This window comes from Halobaculum roseum (assembly GCF_019880245.1).
Taxonomy (GTDB): domain Archaea; phylum Halobacteriota; class Halobacteria; order Halobacteriales; family Haloferacaceae; genus Halobaculum; species Halobaculum roseum.
This window is the reverse complement of sequence record NZ_CP082286.1, coordinates 1,388,869-1,404,791: the sequence shown is the minus strand read 5'-3', so window position 1 is coordinate 1,404,791 and position 15,923 is coordinate 1,388,869. Positions and strand designations below refer to the sequence as shown.

At 73.1% G+C, this 15,923-nt stretch carries 18 protein-coding genes; 14 read left to right on the top strand and 4 right to left on the bottom strand.

What is annotated here, in order from left to right:
• Window positions 1-53: 53 nt before the first annotated feature.
• From K6T36_RS07120 to yqeC, 5 genes are all read left to right on the top strand, one after another.
• Entirely contained in the window at window positions 54-2,117 is a 2,064-nt protein-coding gene (locus K6T36_RS07120) for a hydantoinase/oxoprolinase family protein (protein ID WP_222923234.1), read from the top strand.
• A complete protein-coding gene (locus K6T36_RS07115; protein WP_222923233.1) occupies window positions 2,114-3,925 on the top strand; it encodes a hydantoinase B/oxoprolinase family protein in 1,812 nt (603 codons plus the stop codon). The genes K6T36_RS07120 and K6T36_RS07115 overlap by 4 nt, the downstream gene beginning before the upstream one ends.
• Before the next feature lie 200 nt (window positions 3,926-4,125).
• Complete coding sequence (locus tag K6T36_RS07110; RefSeq protein ID WP_222923232.1) at window positions 4,126-4,698, top strand: redoxin domain-containing protein; 573 nt, start codon at window positions 4,126-4,128, stop codon at window positions 4,696-4,698.
• A 134-nt stretch (window positions 4,699-4,832) separates the two neighbouring features.
• A complete protein-coding gene (locus K6T36_RS07105) occupies window positions 4,833-5,324 on the top strand; it encodes a hypothetical protein (RefSeq protein WP_222923231.1) in 492 nt (163 codons plus the stop codon).
• On the top strand, window positions 5,321-6,079 hold the full coding sequence (gene yqeC / locus K6T36_RS07100) for a selenium cofactor biosynthesis protein YqeC (RefSeq protein ID WP_222923230.1): 759 nt from the start codon (window positions 5,321-5,323) through the stop codon (window positions 6,077-6,079). Before K6T36_RS07105 ends, yqeC begins: the two co-directional genes overlap by 4 nt.
• Window positions 6,080-6,103: 24 nt before the next feature.
• On the opposite strand, the gene mobA is transcribed toward yqeC, so the two are convergent.
• Complete coding sequence (gene mobA, locus K6T36_RS07095; RefSeq protein ID WP_222923229.1) at window positions 6,104-6,736, bottom strand: molybdenum cofactor guanylyltransferase; 633 nt, start codon at window positions 6,734-6,736, stop codon at window positions 6,104-6,106.
• 128 nt (window positions 6,737-6,864) lie between these two features.
• Here mobA and K6T36_RS07090 point away from each other — a divergent pair, with 128 nt between their 5' ends.
• The 6 genes from K6T36_RS07090 to K6T36_RS07065 all read left to right on the top strand — a co-directional run bounded on the left by K6T36_RS07090 (window position 6,865) and on the right by K6T36_RS07065 (window position 10,764).
• A complete protein-coding gene (locus K6T36_RS07090; protein WP_222923228.1) occupies window positions 6,865-8,628 on the top strand; it encodes an aldehyde ferredoxin oxidoreductase family protein in 1,764 nt (587 codons plus the stop codon).
• A gap of 11 nt (window positions 8,629-8,639) precedes the next feature.
• Window positions 8,640-9,584, top strand: a complete 945-nt coding sequence (locus tag K6T36_RS07085; RefSeq protein ID WP_222923227.1) for a DUF7124 domain-containing protein — start codon at window positions 8,640-8,642, stop codon at window positions 9,582-9,584.
• Window positions 9,585-9,657: 73 nt separating this feature from the next.
• The gene (locus K6T36_RS07080) at window positions 9,658-9,924 is read left to right on the top strand and encodes a hypothetical protein (RefSeq protein ID WP_222608733.1); all 267 of its coding nucleotides are present in this window, start codon (window positions 9,658-9,660) and stop codon (window positions 9,922-9,924) included.
• A 99-nt stretch (window positions 9,925-10,023) separates the two neighbouring features.
• Window positions 10,024-10,161 carry a hypothetical protein gene (locus tag K6T36_RS07075; RefSeq protein ID WP_222608732.1) on the top strand — a complete coding sequence of 46 codons (138 nt, stop codon included), beginning with the start codon at window positions 10,024-10,026 and terminating at the stop codon, window positions 10,159-10,161.
• Entirely contained in the window at window positions 10,161-10,508 is a 348-nt protein-coding gene (locus tag K6T36_RS07070; RefSeq protein ID WP_222608731.1) for a hypothetical protein, read from the top strand. The genes K6T36_RS07075 and K6T36_RS07070 overlap by 1 nt, the downstream gene beginning before the upstream one ends.
• 97 nt (window positions 10,509-10,605) lie before the next feature.
• Window positions 10,606-10,764: a hypothetical protein gene (locus tag K6T36_RS07065; protein ID WP_222923226.1), complete on the top strand. Its 159-nt coding sequence runs from the start codon at window positions 10,606-10,608 to the stop codon at window positions 10,762-10,764.
• A gap of 23 nt (window positions 10,765-10,787) precedes the next feature.
• Here the strand turns inward: K6T36_RS07065 and K6T36_RS07060 are convergent, their stop codons facing one another.
• Window positions 10,788-11,981, bottom strand: a complete 1,194-nt coding sequence (locus K6T36_RS07060; RefSeq protein ID WP_222923225.1) for a DUF7405 family protein — start codon at window positions 11,979-11,981, stop codon at window positions 10,788-10,790.
• Window positions 11,982-12,162: 181 nt separating this feature from the next.
• Here K6T36_RS07060 and K6T36_RS07055 point away from each other — a divergent pair, with 181 nt between their 5' ends.
• From K6T36_RS07055 to K6T36_RS07045, 3 genes are read left to right on the top strand one after another with little or no spacing between them, the layout of a single operon-like run.
• Window positions 12,163-12,366, top strand: a complete 204-nt coding sequence (locus tag K6T36_RS07055; protein WP_222608728.1) for a hypothetical protein — start codon at window positions 12,163-12,165, stop codon at window positions 12,364-12,366.
• Complete coding sequence (locus tag K6T36_RS07050) at window positions 12,359-12,679, top strand: hypothetical protein (RefSeq protein WP_222923224.1); 321 nt, start codon at window positions 12,359-12,361, stop codon at window positions 12,677-12,679. Before K6T36_RS07055 ends, K6T36_RS07050 begins: the two co-directional genes overlap by 8 nt.
• The gene (locus tag K6T36_RS07045; protein WP_222923223.1) at window positions 12,672-12,974 is read left to right on the top strand and encodes a hypothetical protein; all 303 of its coding nucleotides are present in this window, start codon (window positions 12,672-12,674) and stop codon (window positions 12,972-12,974) included. The genes K6T36_RS07050 and K6T36_RS07045 overlap by 8 nt, the downstream gene beginning before the upstream one ends.
• 64 nt (window positions 12,975-13,038) lie before the next feature.
• Here the strand turns inward: K6T36_RS07045 and K6T36_RS07040 are convergent, their stop codons facing one another.
• Window positions 13,039-13,671, bottom strand: coding sequence for a TorD/DmsD family molecular chaperone (locus tag K6T36_RS07040; RefSeq protein ID WP_222923222.1), 633 nt, complete (start codon window positions 13,669-13,671; stop codon window positions 13,039-13,041).
• Between the two features lie 32 nt (window positions 13,672-13,703).
• Window positions 13,704-15,872 (bottom strand): hydrogenase iron-sulfur subunit, encoded by a 2,169-nt coding sequence (locus K6T36_RS07035; protein ID WP_222923221.1) that lies wholly within the window; start codon window positions 15,870-15,872, stop codon window positions 13,704-13,706.
• Window positions 15,873-15,923 lie beyond the last annotated feature (51 nt).

The window sequence follows — 15,923 nt, the reverse complement described above, 5'->3', positions numbered from 1 at the left end:
GCGACCTGCGCCGCGAAGCGAACGCATACAACCCAGCCCCCGTACCCTCGGGTATGACCGACGACCACGCGCCGGCGGGCACGCGCGTCGGCGTCGACGTGGGCGGCACGTTCACGGACCTCGTGACGGTCCGGGACGGCCGGATCCGCGTCGACAAGACGCCCTCGACCCCGGACGCGCCCGACGAGGGCGTCGTGACGGGCCTCCGGGAACTGGACGCGCCGCTCGCCGAGGTGGACTTTCTCGGCCACGGGACGACCGTCGCGACCAACGCCGTACTGGAGGGCGAGTGGGCCGACACCGCCCTCCTGACGACCGAGGGCTTTCGCGACGCCGTCGAGATCGGCCGCCAGACCCGCCCGGACATCTACGACTTCGACGCGACCAAGCCCGACCCGGTGGTCCCGCGCGACCGCCGGTTCGAGGTGCCCGAGCGCGTCGACGAGCGCGGCGCCGTCCTCCGCGACCTCGACGAGGCGACCGTCCGCGCCCGCGCCCGCGACCTCCGGGAGTCGGGGGTCGAGAGCGTCGCCGTCTCGCTGCTGTTCTCCTTCGAGCATCCGGCCCACGAGCGTCGCGTCCGCGAGATCCTCCGCGAGGAGGGCGTCGACGCCAGCGTCTCGCTCTCCTCGGATGTCCTCCCGGAGATCCGCGAGTACGAGCGCACCCTGACGACCGCGATGAACGCCGCGCTCAAGCCAGTGATGGACGCCTACCTCGGGTCGCTGGCCGCCGCCGCCGGCGACCTCGGCGTCGACGCCCCGCTTCGCGTGATGGGGTCGAACGGCGGGCTGATGGCGGCCGACGCCGCCCGCGAGCGCCCCGTCAACACCCTCCTCTCGGGCCCCGCGGCGGGCGTCCGCGGCGCCACCCACGTCGCGGGCCGCCGCGGCGTCGACGACCTGATCACGATGGACATGGGCGGCACCTCCTGCGACGTGAGCCTCGTGCGCGACGGCGACCCGCTCGTGACGACGGACACCGAGGTCGGCGAGTACCCCGTCTCCGTGCCCACGGTCGACATCCACACCGTCGGCGCCGGCGGCGGCTCGATCGGCTACGTGGACACGGGCGGCGCCCTGCGCGTCGGCCCGCGCTCGGCCGGCGCTCAGCCCGGGCCGGTCTGCTACAACCGCGGCGGGAGCGAGCCGACCGTCACCGACGCCCACCTCGTGCTCGGCCGCATCGACCCCTCGGGGTTCCTCCCGGACGCGCTCGGTCGCGACGCCGCGGCGGTGCGGGAGGCGTTCGTGCCCCTCGCCGAGACCGTCGCCGGCGACCCCGAGGCGACGGAGGCCGCCGCCCGGGGGCTGCTCGACGTGGCGAACGCGAACATGCGCCGCGCGCTGCGGGTCGTCAGCGTCGAGCGCGGCTACGACCCCCGCGAGTTCGCGCTCGTCGCCTTCGGCGGCGCCGGGCCCCTCCACGCGACCGCGCTCGCGGACGCCCTCGACATCCCCGAGGTGGTCGTCCCGCGGGCCGCCGGCGTGCTCTCGGCGCTCGGGCTGCTCATCAGCGACGTGGTGTACGACTACTCCACCTCGATGGTGCGCCGCCTGGACGACGTGGACCCGGCCGCCGTCCGCGACGCGTTCGCCGAGTTCGAGGCCGAGGGCCGGGCGGAACTGCGCGACGCCGGCCGCGCGGACGACGCGATGGCGTTCGAGCGCACGCTCGATCTCCGGTACGCTGGCCAGTCGTTCGACCTGTCGGTGTCCGTCGAGGGCGACCTCGACGGCGACGAACTCGACCGCGTCGAGGAGCGCTTCCACGCGGCCCACGAGCGCCGGTACGGGCACGCCTCGCCCGAGGAACCCGTGGAGCTGGTGACGGTCCGCCTGCGCGCCCGCGGGCTCGTCGAGCCGCCCGAACTCGCGGTCGAGGAGCGCGCCGGCGACCCCGACGACGCGATCACGGAGACCCGTCGGGTCGGCTTCGGCGACGGCGACCGCGACACGCCGGTGTACGACCGCGAGCGCCTGCCGACGGACGCGGCGTTCGACGGTCCCGCGGTCGTCGAGGGGAGCGAGAGCACCGTCGTCGTCCACCCCGGCCAGCGAGCGCGCGTCGACGGCGACGCGAACCTGGTCGTCGACACCGGGGGTGACGGCGAATGAGCGACGACGGAGCCGTCGGCGGCGCCGGCGGCGGGGACGCCCGCGGCGACGACACCGTCGACGGCGGCGTCGACTCGGTTACCCTCGAGGTGATCCGCAACGGCTGTGAGGCGGTCGCCGAGGAAATGAACGCGACGCTCGTGCGGACGGGTTACTCGCCGAACATCAAGGAGCGCCGCGACTGCTCGACGGCGCTGTTCGACGCCGCCGGCGAGATGATCGCGCAGGCGGAGACGATGCCGGTCCACCTCGGCGCGATGCCGTACTCCGTCGCCGCGGCGGTCGAGGCGTTCCCGCCGGAGACGTTGGATCCCGGCGACTCGGTCCTCCTGAACGACCCGTTCCGGGGCGGTGCACACCTCCCGGATCTCACGCTCGTGACGCCGATCCACGACGCCGACGGCGAGGACGTGATCGCGTTCGCCGCCAACCGCGCGCACCACGCCGACATCGGCGGATCCACGGCCGGCTCCGTGGCGGCCGACTCCACCGAGATCTACCAGGAGGGCCTGCGCATCCCGCCGGTGAAGTTCGAGGCGGGGACGGGCGCCGTCGCCGAGGACGGCGCGCCCGAGGGCGAGGTCCGCGAGGACGTGCTGTCGATGATCCTCGCGAACGTCAGGACCCCCGAGGAACGCCGCGGCGACCTCCGCGCACAGGTGGCTGCGAACGCGACCGGGCGACGTCGCTTCCGGGACCTCGCCGCCGAGCATGGCTCGGATCTCGCCCCCGCGCTGGAGGAGATCAAGGACTACTCCGAGCGCCGGATGCGCGCCGAACTCGCGGCGCTGCCGGACGGCACCTACGAGTTCGCGGACGCCCTCGACGACGACGGCCGGGGCAACGCAAACCTCGCGATCGAGGTGGCGCTCACCGTCGACGGCGACGAGGTGACCGTCGACTTCACCGGCACGGCAGACCAGACCGACGGGCCGATCAACGCGGTCCTCGCGGTGACCGCGTCGGCGACGTACTACGCCGTCCGCTGTGTGACGGACCCGGACATCCCGCCGAACCACGGCTGCTACCGCCCGATCGAGGTCGTCGCGCCGGAGGGGACCATCGTGAACCCGCGGCCGCCCGCAGCCGTGGTCGGCGGCAACCTGGAGACGAGCCAGCGCGTCACGGACGCGGTGCTGGGCGCGCTCGCGGAGGCGGCGCCCGAGGCCGTCGCCGCCGCGGGCCAGGGGACGATGAACAACGTCACGCTCGGGGGCAGGGACCCGCGGGGCGACGACCCGACGCCGTACGCCTTCTACGAGACGCAGGGCGGCGGCTTCGGCGGCCGCGCGAGCGGCGACGGCATGGACGGCGTCCACGTCCACATGAGCAACACGCTGAACACGCCCGCGGAGGTGCTGGAGACCGCCTACCCGCTCCGGATCGAGCGCTACGAACTCCGCCCCGACTCCGGCGGCGCGGGCGAACACCGCGGGGGACTCGGCCTCCGGCGCGATATCCGCGTCCGCGACCACACCGCGCGATTCAGCCTGCTCGCCGAGCGCCACGAGTCACACCCGTACGGCCTCGCCGGCGGCGTCGAGGGCGCCAACGGCGCCGCCTATCTGGTCGACGACGACGGCGACGAACTGGAGAAACTGCCCGCGAAGCACACCCGCGACCTCCCCGCCGGCTCCGTCGTCAGCGTCCGCACGCCGGGCGGCGGCGGCTACGGCGACCCCGCCGACCGCGACGTCGACGCCATCGAGCGCGACCTGCGACTCGGCAAGCTGACCCCCGAGGCGGCGCGCGAGGCGTACGGGTACGAGGCCGACGACGAAGGCGAGACCGCCGACGGCGACGACTGACCCACCGCCGCGGGTCGTGTTCGGGCGGGTCCGCCTGCGACGACACCCGTCCGACTGCGGGGCGGGAATGGAAGGGGCCGCGGGGGCTTCCGCGGTCGGCTACTCAACACAGTCAACAGCGACGATCACAACCACCTCGACCACGAATCGAACTACCGCGGCACGAAGGGTTTAGCCGCCGCCGCCATACCACGCCGACAATGCTCGACGCAGGCGACGACGCCCCCGAGGTAACCGCACCGATGGCGACTCCCGAGGCAGCGCGGGAAACCGACCGCGGAAGCTACACGAGCGGCGACGTGAGCGAGTTCTCGCTCGCGGACGCGCTCGACGAGGGCCCGGTCGTCCTCGCCTTCTACCCCGGCGTCTACTCCCGGACCTGCACGCAGGAGCTGTGTGAGCTTCGCGACTGGAAGGCCGACCTCGCGGAGGCGGACGCGCCGCTGTACGGCGTCAGCGCCGACACCCCGTGGTCGCTGTTGGCGTTCATCGACGAGTACGACCTGCAGTACCCGCTCGTGTCGGGGTTCAACAACTCGATCATCGCGGACTTCGGGGTTCGCCGCGGGGCGCGAAGCGCCCAGGAGGACGCGAGCGGGGAGGGAACCGACCCGCGAGAGCGCGAGGAGTCGATCGTGGCGGGCATCGCGAACCGCGCGGTGTTCGTGGTCGCCCCTGACGGCACCGTCTCCTACACGTGGCTGGCGACCGAGCCGCTGACGTTCCCCGACACCGACGAGGTGGAGGCGGCGGTCGCCGAGGCGACACGGTAGCGTCGGCGACGACACGGTAGCGTCGGCGGCGACGCCCAGGCGACGCCCAAGCGACGCCCCGGCACTCCCCGGCGCCGATCTGTCGATGTCGCACCGGCGGAAGTTTTGTCACCCGCGGCCGAGAGCCCCGGACGATGCCCTCCGCCACGAATGACGCCGGGAGCCTCGGCCGACAGATCGCGTTCGCGTTGGCTGCCGCGATCGTCGCCGCGGTCGCCGGCACCGCGCAGGGACTCGTCCCGACTCTGATCGACCTCTCGACCGAGACCGTCTGGCTGATCTCCGCCGCCGGCGCGCTGTCGTCGCTCGTCGCCGCGCTGGTCGCGGGTGCGGCCGGCTACGCCGCCGGACTGCGCGACGCCGAGGCGGGGACCGTCCTTCGGACCGTGATCGTGTTCGCGGGCGCCGCGGTCCTCGCGTACGCGGCGGCGGCGGTCGTGTTCGGGTTGCTCGCGCCGAACGCGGGCGTGACCCCGCCGCTCGCCGCGGCCGCGGGCGTCGCCGGGCGGACGGTCCCGTTCGTCGCCGGCGGCGTCGCCGGGGCGGCGCTCTCGCGTGCCCGGAACGCGACCGACGGGTCCCGCGACGCAAGCTACTCGGCGGCGCACACGAACAGCGAGGTATGACCAACGCGCCCGAGGAGGCCCTCCCGACCGAGGGTCTCGTCTGCGTCGTCGGCGCCGGCGGCAAGAAGACGACCCTCTACACGCTCGCGAACCGCCTCGACCGCGCGGTCGTCTCCGCGACGGTTCGCATCCCCATCTTCGACGACCACGTCGCGCGCGTCGTCGTCGACCGCGACGCGGTCGCCGCGCTGGAGCGCCACGCCGCGGACGCCGACATCGGCGTCGACTGGCCGCTCGGGCTCGTCCCGGAACAAGAACGGGACGACCGCTACCTCGGCTACGACCCGTCGGTCGTCGACGACCTCGCGGGCGCCCACGACGGCCCGGTGCTCGTGAAGGCCGACGGCGCGCGGATGCGCGAGTTCAAGGCGCCCGACGACCGGGAGCCGCAGATCCCCGACGGCGCCGACACGGTCGTACCGATCGCCTCCGCACACGTCGTCGGCGAACCCCTGACGGACGCGGTGGTCCACCGCCCCGAGCGCGTCGCCGCGATCGCGGGCATCGACGAGGGCGACGAGGTGACCGCCGAGGCGGTCGGTCGGGTGCTCGCGTCGCCCGACGGCGGGCTAAAGGACGTCCCCGCCGACGCCGAGGCGGTCGCGCTCGTGAACAAGGTCGACGACGCCGACGACGAGGCCGTCGCCCGCGAGATCGCTCGGGCGGCGCTCGACGCGGACGGGGCGGGACGGATCGACCGGGTGGTTCTGGCGGCGCTCGGGGAGGGTCGGGTCGTGGACGTGATCGACGCCTGACGCGACCGCGTCGTCCCCGTCCCCTCACTCGAACGCCTCCGCGGCCGCCTCGAACTCCTCGCGCGTGTTGAGGTTCTCGAAGGTCCGGTCGTCGACCCCGAGGGCGGTCAGTTCGTCGGCGCCGACGACCACGTGGTCCAGATCGAGCAGGGGCGCGACGATCTTTCGGTCGCCCCGTTCCAGGGCGGCCTCGCAGGCCTCCGCCATCGGGCCGGCACGGTACACCGCGTGGGTCGTCTGGAACCACTCGTCGTTGACGCGCGGGACGACCGCGTCGTGGCCGTCGAGCCGGTCGAACAGCGCCGCCACGAACCGCGGGTCGACGAACGGCATGTCGCAGGCGACGACGAACGCCGCCGCGTCGGCGTCGCCCCACCCCTCGACGCCGCGGAGGGCCGTGCGGATGCCCGCCATCGGCCCTTGGTCGGGCGTGGGGTCCTCGGCGTAGCGGACGGGGAGCGGGTAGCCGTCCAGCGCCGCCCCGATGGCCTCGCGCTGGTCGGGGCGACAGTTGACGACGAGGCGGTCGGCGATGTCCGAGAGCCGGTCGGCCACCCGCCGGACCATCGGGACGCCCGCGAGGTCGGCGACGGCCTTGTCGCGGTCTCCGAACCGTGTCGAGCGTCCGCCGGCGACGATCGCCGCGTACCGGGTCATGACCGGCGATCCGTCGCCCCGGGTAAAAACTCCCGCGCCCGGATCGGGTGCGGCGGCCGGGTCCCCGCGCGGAATGCGACTCGCCTCCTGGCAAACGCTTAACGGCGTCGACCGACTCGTCCGTACCGATGGAACGGACCCGGGTTCTCCGCGTCGACCTCTCGGCGGGGACCGTCGCGTTCGAGACGGTCCCCGAGCAGCGGCGCCGCCGCTACCTCGGCGGGAAGGGCCTCGGCGCCCGGTATCTGTACGACGAACTGGACGCGGGCGCGGACCCCCGCGGCCCCGAGAACCGCCTCGGGTTCATGCTCGGGCCGCTGTCGGGGGCGCTCCCGGGCGAGTCGCGCTACGCCGCGGTGACGAAGTCGCCGCTGACGGGCGCGTTCCTCGACTCCTACTCCGGCGGGACCTTTCCCGACCGGCTCGCGGGGTCGCTGCCCGACTGCCTCGGCGTGCTCGTGACGGGCGCGGCCGACGAGCCGACGGCGCTGGTCGTCGGCGACGGCGACCCGCGGCTGGAGCCCGCGGGCGACCTCTCGGGCGCGGACACGGTCGCCACCGCGGAGGCGTACCCGGACGCGGCGGTCGCGTGCGTCGGCCCCGCCGGCGAGCGCGAGGTCGCGTACGCGACGATCGCCTCCGACGCCGGCGACCACCACGCGGGCCGCGGCGGCGCCGGCGCGGTGATGGGATCGAAGAACCTGAAGGCGGTCGTCGCCCGCGGCGACCCGCCGGCGGTGCCCGACGATCTCGCCGACCTCCACGCGGAGTACGCCGACGCCTTCGCCGACGCCGACGCCGGCAAGTGGCAGACGGCGGGGGAGACGCTGGAGTCGATCGACTTCGCCGCCGAGGTGGGCGTGTTGCCCGCGAACGGCTGGCGCGACACCGCAAACGAGGTCGACGGCATCGGGATCGAGGCGGCCGAGGCCGCAGCGGCCGAGCGTGAGTACCCCGAGGACGACGTGCCCGGCGGCTTCCGGGTCGAGACCGACGACGGCGAGACGGTTCCCCGCGGCGCGGCGCCGATGACGCTCGGTGCCGGGCTGGGGATGGACGACTTCGACGCGGTCGCGGCGCTCGGGGAGGCCTGTGACCGCCTCGGCGTCGACGTGATCACCGCCGGCAACGCCGTCGCGTGGGCGGTCAGAGCCGACCAGGTCGACTTCGGTTTCGGCGACGAGGACGGCGCCCGGCGCCTGATCGAGCGGATCGCTCGACGAAGCGACGGCGACGACCTCGCGGACGCGCTCGCGGAGGGCGTCGACGCCGCCGCCGACCGCTACGGCGGCGACGACTACGTGCCGACGGTGAAGTCGATGGAGCTGCCCGCCTACGACCCCCGCGGCGCGCTCGGGATGGCGCTGGCGTACGCGACCGCCGACCGCGGCGGCTGCCACCGCCGCGCGCGCCCCATCGAGGAGGAGGTGTTCCGCGAGGACTGGGACACCGCCCGGCGCGTCGAGGCGGTCGTGGGCGCGCAGAACGCCCGCGCGACGCTGTGGAGCCTCGTCGTCGACGACTTCGCCGGCGAGACGCTGTGGGACGATCTGGGCGCCGAGTGGCTCGACGCGCTCGGCGTCCCGCACGACGACCTCCGGCGCGTCGGCGACCGGGTGTGGACGCTCGTGCGGCTGTTCAACGCCCGCGAGGGGTTCGACCGCGAGGCCGACACGCTCCCCCCGCAGTTCGGCGACCCGCTCCCGGAGGGCGACGCGCCCGCCGCCGGCCGCGCCGTCGACGGCGAGGCGTTCGAGCGCCTGCTCGACGCCTACTACGCCGCCCGCGGGTGGGACGACCGGGGGATCCCGACGGCCGAACGCTGTCGCGCGCTGGACCTCCCGACCGACGCCCCCGTCCGATCCGCCGACCGCACGCGAGCCGACGACTGACACCACCAGCGATGCCCGACAAGATTGATCTCGACGAACTCGACGTACAGCCCGACGACGACGAGCGACCCAACCGCGGCGACTGGTTCTGGGGGAACGACGCCGAGGACGCCGAGCCGACCGACGGCGACGAGGAGGCGGGCGACGGAGACGACGGGTCGGCCGGCGCGGACGACGGAGCCGGCAGCGACGACGACGCGTCGGCGCCAGCGACCGGTTCGGACGCCGACGGCACGGACGCGAGCGACGCCGACGGCGCCGACGGCTGGCGCTCGGGTGCCGCCCGGGCGGAGGAATTGGGCGCCGACGAGCCCGACCCCGTCGAGTACGACGACGACCTCGGCGCGGACTCGTCGTCGACGCCGCGGGTGCCGTACGCGGACGACGACAAGCCCGTCGGCATCCCCCGCGAGGGCGGGGGCGGGGGCGGCGTCTCGGCGGACGCGCGCGACGAGGAGACCCAGGAACAGCCCGAGGCGACGGGTCCCCACGGCGAGACGAAAAGCGAGATGACGATGGCGCTGTCGTACCGGGCGATGCGCTCGCTGTCGAACCTCCACGCCGCGCTCGCGGACGCCGAGACGTGGACCGACTACGTCGGGATCGTCGGCGACGTGGACGCCCACGTGATCAACAAGTTCCAGCGCGACAACCGGCTGGACCTCGACTTCTTCAACGGCACCGGGACCGGCCCGGGCGAGCGGCTGGAGGAGGTCGGCCCGAACTCGATGTTCTACGCCGACCGGATGGTGCTCGTCGGCGTCGAGTCGGCGGGCGAGCGCGCGTGGGCCGAGCGCGCCGGCTGGGAGTTCGTCCCGCTCTCGGAGGCCGCCGAGGCGTCGGGGTGGGAGGTCGATAGCGAGGAGGGAGAAGACGAGGACACCCAGAGCGATGCTGGTGACGACGGCGATGACGCCGAGGACGACGCCTCCGGCGACGCTGACGACGAGAACTGAGCGCGAGGTGCGGGCGTCGGACCGCCCGCGACCGGAGGTACACTTTTTGTGATTCCCGTGTCACTGTCTCCCTATGGGACTTCGAAACGCCGTCTCGCAAAGCTGGGTGCTGACCGCGATGGCGACTGGGATCGGGCTGTGGTGCGCCTACATCGCGGTACAGACGTTCGCCGCGAGCGAGAACCTCTGGGCGTTCTCCGGCTCGTACGTCGGAACGAACGCCGTCGGCGGGCTCGCCGGCGTCGCGGTGCTCGCGGGCATCGTCGCGCTGCTGTTCGTCTACATGGCCGAGCTCGGCGAGTCCGACCCCGCGCCGCGGGCGTGGCCGCCCGAGGAGTGAGGTCGCCCGAGGCGTACGCCGCGCCGGGACCGTCGCCGGCGTCGCCCGCGTCCCCCGACCGGGGACAAGGCTAACACGCCGGATCCCGTTCGTCCGTCCATGCAGTACGAGTGCGTCGACTGCGGCACGATGACGCGCGTCGGCTCGCCCGAGGGGGAGGTCCGCCGGGAGTGTCCGGTGTGTGAGACGGTGACCCTGTGGGAGCCGGCGTTCGAGGGCCAGGGGGTGTCGTTCTGATGGCGATCTCCTTCGAGCCGAGCGACCGCCTCCGCGAGGCCGCCGACGAGTGGGCCGACCAGCGCATGATGGAGGAGGAGCGCGCGCTGGAGGTGAAGCTCGAACAGGCGTTGCTGGAGATCGAACACCTCGTCTCCGGCGGCACGGAGGTCACCTTCGAGGTCGAGGACGGGGGCGAGCGGGTACGGTTCTCCCCCAGCGACGACCTCGCGACGTTCCTCGACCGGCAGGCGGAGGAGTCGGGGCTGTCGGCCGAGCGCCTGCTGCGCCTGCACGTCGACCTGTTCGCGAACGTGTTCCTCGAGGACGACGCCGAGCGCCCGCCGAACGCGCCGCCGACGGAGTAGCGCGGTCGCCGAACACGGCCGTCCCGAGACGCCGCTCGGCGCCGAGGCGAGCCGTCCCGGGACAACAGCTAAGTTCTCGGATCCTGATCACTGCCACATGGCAACGGAGGACACCGGCTGGCGACCGAAGGGCGGACTGGAGGAGTACAAGGGCCACGAGGTGTGGGAGTACGAGAGCGGTCCGCACGAGGAGAACCGTCGCGAGAGCGAGGGCGAGGTCGACCTCGGCGGCGTCACGGCCGAGGACGACGAGTAAGCGACGGGTCCGCCCGGCCGCGCTCAGGTGATCGTCAGGGGGAACGCACGCTTTTCTCGGGGCGGCACGACGAAGTTCGCCCGCGACTGCGTGGTGATGAACTCGAGGATGCCGTTGTTCTCGCGGTCGGTGATGTCCGGGTGGTCGTCGCGGAGGTACCAGCCGTTCATCGACTTGCGCGTCCGCCGGAAGTGCGCGAGCTCGCGCTGGTAGCTGAGGAAGTGAACCCCGGTCCGGCCGTCGTCGACGGTGTTGAAGTCCCGCCGGAGCACGATCGGCTCGCCGTCCCGGCGGACCCGCGCGACCTTCTCGTGGTGGCCGACGCTGCCGTGTTCCCGTGCGTGCTCGCGCACCGCGTCGGCGAACGGCACGTCCGTCCCGAGGTCGGCCACGTCCTCGGTCGAGAACCCCGGCGAGAACATCTTCTCGACCCGGCTCGCCTCGTCGAGGGAGAACCACTGCGGGAGGTCGAAGGTGATGTGCGAGAGGTGCGCGGTGGTGCCGCCGGCCAGCGGGCCGTCGTCGATGGCGACGCGGTCCTCGCTCGCCTGGCTCCCCTCGCGTCCGGAGAAGAACCCCGAGAACATCGGCGCGTCCGCCTCCAGCCCCTCCACGTCGACGTGCTCGGCGGGCAGCCCCTCGCCGAGGAAGCCCGTCCGGCGGTCGCGACGGCGGAACACGTCCGCCAGCGTGTGGTCGACCGGCTCCCCGTTCACCTCCTCGCGCGAGCCGAACAGCGCGCTCTCGGCGGCCGGGAGATGTGAGGGCACGTCCGACTCCAGCACGAGCATCGCGTCGAAACGCTGGAGTTCCTCGTCGTCGGTCCGGGTGAGAACCTCCGGGTGCTCGATGGGGACGCGTCCGAGCGCGCCGTTGTCGTCGAAGTACGTCGACCCCCACGCGAGGGCGTGAAACAGCCCGTCCGGCGCCCAGTCGTACGCGGCCTCCACCGTCCGGAGGGCGCGCTCGACGGTCTCGGCGGCCTCACGTGAGGGTTCGCGCTTCAGGTCCAACAGGAGGACGCGTCGGTGGCGCGCCTGCAGCGGGTTGCCGTCGGCGTCGCGCCGGAGCACGTCGCGCTGGGCGAACTGTCTGCTCGGCACCGAGTGCGGGTTGGAGTCGAGCGGGAGCCCGGGCGGCGCGCCGGTGGTGCAGCCGGCGACGCCGATCCCGGCCGCGACCGCGAGCCTCCCCAGCATGCTCCGGCGAGACGGCATTCTATGACGTTTCACGGTGTACGCGAGCAAAAGCGTTCGGTCGGGGTACCTCGGGCCGGAGCGGACAGGACCGGATCGGACCGGACCGGACCGGGCCGGACCGGTGCGGCCGAGGCGACGCGTCGGCGGTCGCTACCCCGACACAAACGCTTTGAGTCCACGGACCGAGTCATCCCGTATCATGGGCGGAACACACGCGAACCTCCCGCTCGCGCTCGGTCCCGCGTTCGTCGTGCTCGGCGTCGGGGTGCTCGTCCTCGCGCTGGCGACGTACGACGCGTACCGGTCGTACGACGCGACGGGGGGTGTCGACGGTTCGGCGGGGGGAGTCGCCGACGCGTCCGGTACCGGCGGCGACGCCTCGGGGGGTGGCGCCGATGAGTAGCCCGACCGCGCCCGCAGAGGACGGCGGACGCCGGGGGGAGGTCGCCGACTCTTCCGGCGGCGACCGCGGCCGGATCGCCGACGCGCTGTACTGGGTGCGGGTCGGCGCCTACTCGCTCGCGTCGCTGCTCGCGCTCTCGCTGCTCACCGTTGGAACCGTGGCGATCATCGCGGAGATCAAGGGGACCTGGCACTGGGCGATCCACCTCGAATCGACGATCAGCTACATGGGGATCCTCATGGGCGGCCTGCTCACGCTGTTGGTCCCCTTGCTCGCCGTCTCGCTGACCGCGCGGGTGGTGTTCGATGTCTGATCGGCGCGTCGGGGTCTCCGACCGACTCTCCGGCGCGTGGCTCGCGCGGGCGTTCGCGGCGCTGTCGGTGCTCGGACTGCTCGTGACGGTCGCGGGCGTCGCCGCGATGGCGATCGCCGCCGAGTCGATCGGCCGGAAGACGTGGGGCGCGTACTTCGCGATGGAGCAGGCGATGGCGATCGGCACGCCGGTCGCCGTCACCTTCGCGGGGCTGTCCGTGCTCGGCGGCTTCGCGGTCGTCTACACGGCGGCCGGGCCGGATCCGGAGTCGACGCGGCGGCCCGCCGACGACTGAGAAACGCGCGGTTCGGCCGGGTCGCGGCCGCGGCAGGGGACCGCCGCGGCGACGCCGACCGCGTTCACACCATCTGCGCGACGATCTCGTCCTCGAACTCGACGAGGCCCGCCAGGATCTCCGCGGCCGCCAGGAACAGGGGCTCGTCCGTCTCCTCGCGGATGTCGTCGGCGGCGTCGTCGACCCACGTCATGAGGTGGTTGTCGAGGAACACGCGCTCGTAGCCGAACGTCTCGTCCCTCCCCTCGCGCTGCTTGGTCACGAGCCACCGGAGGAACGCCAGCTCGACGGCGACGAAGTCGTTCTCCTCGGGATACTCCTCGGGGGGCGTCCAGCCGGCCGCGCCGTAGCTGGCCTCCACCTCCGCGAGCCCCTCGCCGATGAACTCCGTGTCGTCGCGGTAGTTCGTCTCGTGCAGCAGGACCGGCGGGCGCGGGCCGACGAACACCTCCGTGTACGTCCGCCGCAGGTCGCTGTGCAGCTCGGACACGTCGTCGCCCTCGTGGGCGTCGACGAACGCCCGGACGTGCTCGAACCCGGCGTCGAGGTGCTCGTTGACGCTGTCCTCCGGGGTGCGCATGTCGCCCGAGAGGAGATGCGAGAGGAACTCCTCGGTCGGGGCGTCGTGGAACACCTCGATGCAGAAGTCGATCAGCTCGATCCGGGCGTCGTAGACGGCGAGTTCGTCGGTGCTCATGGTGTCAGTGGGTGTGGCGGTCGTCCTGTCGCTTACCGGTTGTCGAACAGCAACTGCGCGCGGCAGTCGCCGCAGTACTCGAAGACGCTGTGGTCGGAATCGGGCGCGATCCCCTCGACGAGGTCGCCGACCTCCGACTGGATGTGCTCGGCGGAGGCCGCCGAGGTGAACGGGTCGCCACAGCGGACGCACTCCAGCATCTCGCCGTCGTGGACGGTCTCCCAGCGCGGGTCGTCGTCGGCGACGGCGCCCTCGCCGGCCGTTCGGTTCTCGGGCAGGCGCCCGAGGTCGAGCCCTTGTTCCATCGTGATCGCCGTCTCGGGGCAGCCCTCCTCACAGAGCCCGCAGTTGACGCAGTCCTCGTGGTTGAACTGGAGGTTGCCGTCCTCCGTCCGGCGGATCGCGTCGGTCGGACACAGCGTCGAACACGTCGGCGTGAGGTTGCAGGCGTCGTTCACGGACATCACGCCGAAGTCCTTCAGCCCGCGAACCGTCTCGCGCTCGGGCTCGGCGAACTCGAGGATACGGCGGACCGATTCGAGCGTCCAGTCGTGGCTATTGAACGCGGGATTGGGCTTGTCCTCGCGGACGACGCCCGTCGAGCGGTGCTCGCCCTCCGGCACGGGCGTCGGGTCCAGCGTCAGTTCCGTGAAGCTGCTCAGTTCCTCGACGAACTCGTCGGGCTCGCGGGGGTCGGGCGCGAAGAACGCGACGCGTTCGCCCAGGCCCAGATCCCGCGTCGCTCGGTTGAGCCGCTCGACGAGTTCCGCCTTCGGGTCCGGACCGGAGTGGAGGCAGTCGCCGCCGCAGCCCACGACCGCGACGCCGGCGGCGCCGGCCGCCAGCGCGTGCATGACGTGCCCCTCGCCGACGGTGTCGGTGCAGTTCACCTCGACGGGGAGCACCGGCGGGTAGGTGATGTCCTCGCCGGCGGCCGCGCGGCGGCCGTACTCGTCGAGCGCCGCGGCGGCGCGCTCGTCGCAGGTGAACGCGACGACGGGCGCCTCGATGCCGTCGTCGCCGCCGGTGAACGGCCAGATGCCGCCCTCGTCGGTCTCGCGGCTGAGCAGCGCCTCGACCTCGCGGGCGATCCGCTCGTTCGACGGCTCCCGCAGCGATGTCGCGCCCGTCGGGCACGACGAGGTGCACGCGCCGCAGTTCTCGCAGGCGGTCAGGTCGAACTCCACCTCGTCGACGGCGGGCCGATCGACGGCGTCGTGCGGGCAGGCGTCGACGCAGGCGGTACACCCCTGCTGGCCGGAGTCGCCCGCGGCGCACACGTCCATGTCGAGGTCCAGATATTTCGGTTTCGAGACGCCTCCCAGCAGCGACTCGACGGAGGCGATCGTGGCGGCGTCGACGGGGCCAGTGTAGTAGCCGATCCGGCCGCCGCGGGCGGTCGACGTGCCCGCGGGGTCGACGACCTGGTCGGCCTCGACGGTGCGCGTGACGCCCGACAGGTCGATCGCGTCGGTGGGGCAGCAGTCGGCCCACTCGCCGTCGGGCGCGTCCGGGTGAATGTCGACGGGGCGGCGCGTCACCATCCCGTCGGGGCCCTCCTTCACGCACTTCATACAGGAGATGCAGTCCTCGGTGACGCGGGCCTCGACCCGTACCTCGAACTCGCCGAACCCGCCCTCGACGCCGACGATCCGGCCGCGCTCGATGTCCACGTCCGAGAGATCCGCGTCGGAGTCGTCGTCGCGACGACCGTCGGCGTACTCCGCGCCGTCCGCCAGAAGTGTCACCTCGGCGGAATCGGCGAGCGCGGCCGCGGTCTCGGCGTCGCCGACCACGACGACGCGCTCGCCGGCCTCCCGGGAGACGGTGCGCGTGGCGGCCTCGTACTCCAGGCCGGTGCGGCGCGCGTTGAACAGCCGCGCGGTCTTGTCGGTGGCGTCGTCGCGCTCGTGGACCCAGCCGGCCCGCTCGCGGTGGTCGACGTAGGCTGCCGCGTCCGGGTGGAGCCCGTTGCGCTCGACGAGGTCGTCGAACGTCGCCTTACAGCCGTCGTCGCAGGCGCCGACGATCAGCTGGTCGAGGTCGTACTCGTCGATCAGCCCGTCGACGGCGGGCAGCGCGTCCCGGCACAGCTGCTCGGAGGACGCGACCACGTCGACGTCGCGGACCCCGTCGCGGACCGACTCCAGGTCCACGTCGCAGGTCCCCCCGCACGAACAGACGAATGCCCCGACGTTCATCGTCGGAGTCAACGGGGTGGCGCGTATATACCTTGCGCCGGGAGATCGCCG

What these genes read in the sequence shown, in the direction of transcription:
- K6T36_RS07120 (WP_222923234.1), top strand. Translation starts at nt 54, where the DNA reads ATGACCGACGACCACGCGCCGGCGGGCACGCGCGTCGGCGTCGACGTG.
- K6T36_RS07115 (WP_222923233.1), top strand. Translation starts at nt 2,114, where the DNA reads ATGAGCGACGACGGAGCCGTCGGCGGCGCCGGCGGCGGGGACGCCCGC.
- K6T36_RS07110 (WP_222923232.1), top strand. Translation starts at nt 4,126, where the DNA reads ATGCTCGACGCAGGCGACGACGCCCCCGAGGTAACCGCACCGATGGCG.
- K6T36_RS07105 (WP_222923231.1), top strand. Translation starts at nt 4,833, where the DNA reads ATGCCCTCCGCCACGAATGACGCCGGGAGCCTCGGCCGACAGATCGCG.
- yqeC (WP_222923230.1), top strand. Translation starts at nt 5,321, where the DNA reads ATGACCAACGCGCCCGAGGAGGCCCTCCCGACCGAGGGTCTCGTCTGC.
- mobA (WP_222923229.1), bottom strand. Translation starts at nt 6,736, where the DNA reads ATGACCCGGTACGCGGCGATCGTCGCCGGCGGACGCTCGACACGGTTC.
- K6T36_RS07090 (WP_222923228.1), top strand. Translation starts at nt 6,865, where the DNA reads ATGGAACGGACCCGGGTTCTCCGCGTCGACCTCTCGGCGGGGACCGTC.
- K6T36_RS07085 (WP_222923227.1), top strand. Translation starts at nt 8,640, where the DNA reads ATGCCCGACAAGATTGATCTCGACGAACTCGACGTACAGCCCGACGAC.
- K6T36_RS07080 (WP_222608733.1), top strand. Translation starts at nt 9,658, where the DNA reads ATGGGACTTCGAAACGCCGTCTCGCAAAGCTGGGTGCTGACCGCGATG.
- K6T36_RS07075 (WP_222608732.1), top strand. Translation starts at nt 10,024, where the DNA reads ATGCAGTACGAGTGCGTCGACTGCGGCACGATGACGCGCGTCGGCTCG.
- K6T36_RS07070 (WP_222608731.1), top strand. Translation starts at nt 10,161, where the DNA reads ATGGCGATCTCCTTCGAGCCGAGCGACCGCCTCCGCGAGGCCGCCGAC.
- K6T36_RS07065 (WP_222923226.1), top strand. Translation starts at nt 10,606, where the DNA reads ATGGCAACGGAGGACACCGGCTGGCGACCGAAGGGCGGACTGGAGGAG.
- K6T36_RS07060 (WP_222923225.1), bottom strand. Translation starts at nt 11,981, where the DNA reads ATGCCGTCTCGCCGGAGCATGCTGGGGAGGCTCGCGGTCGCGGCCGGG.
- K6T36_RS07055 (WP_222608728.1), top strand. Translation starts at nt 12,163, where the DNA reads ATGGGCGGAACACACGCGAACCTCCCGCTCGCGCTCGGTCCCGCGTTC.
- K6T36_RS07050 (WP_222923224.1), top strand. Translation starts at nt 12,359, where the DNA reads ATGAGTAGCCCGACCGCGCCCGCAGAGGACGGCGGACGCCGGGGGGAG.
- K6T36_RS07045 (WP_222923223.1), top strand. Translation starts at nt 12,672, where the DNA reads ATGTCTGATCGGCGCGTCGGGGTCTCCGACCGACTCTCCGGCGCGTGG.
- K6T36_RS07040 (WP_222923222.1), bottom strand. Translation starts at nt 13,671, where the DNA reads ATGAGCACCGACGAACTCGCCGTCTACGACGCCCGGATCGAGCTGATC.
- K6T36_RS07035 (WP_222923221.1), bottom strand. Translation starts at nt 15,872, where the DNA reads ATGAACGTCGGGGCATTCGTCTGTTCGTGCGGGGGGACCTGCGACGTG.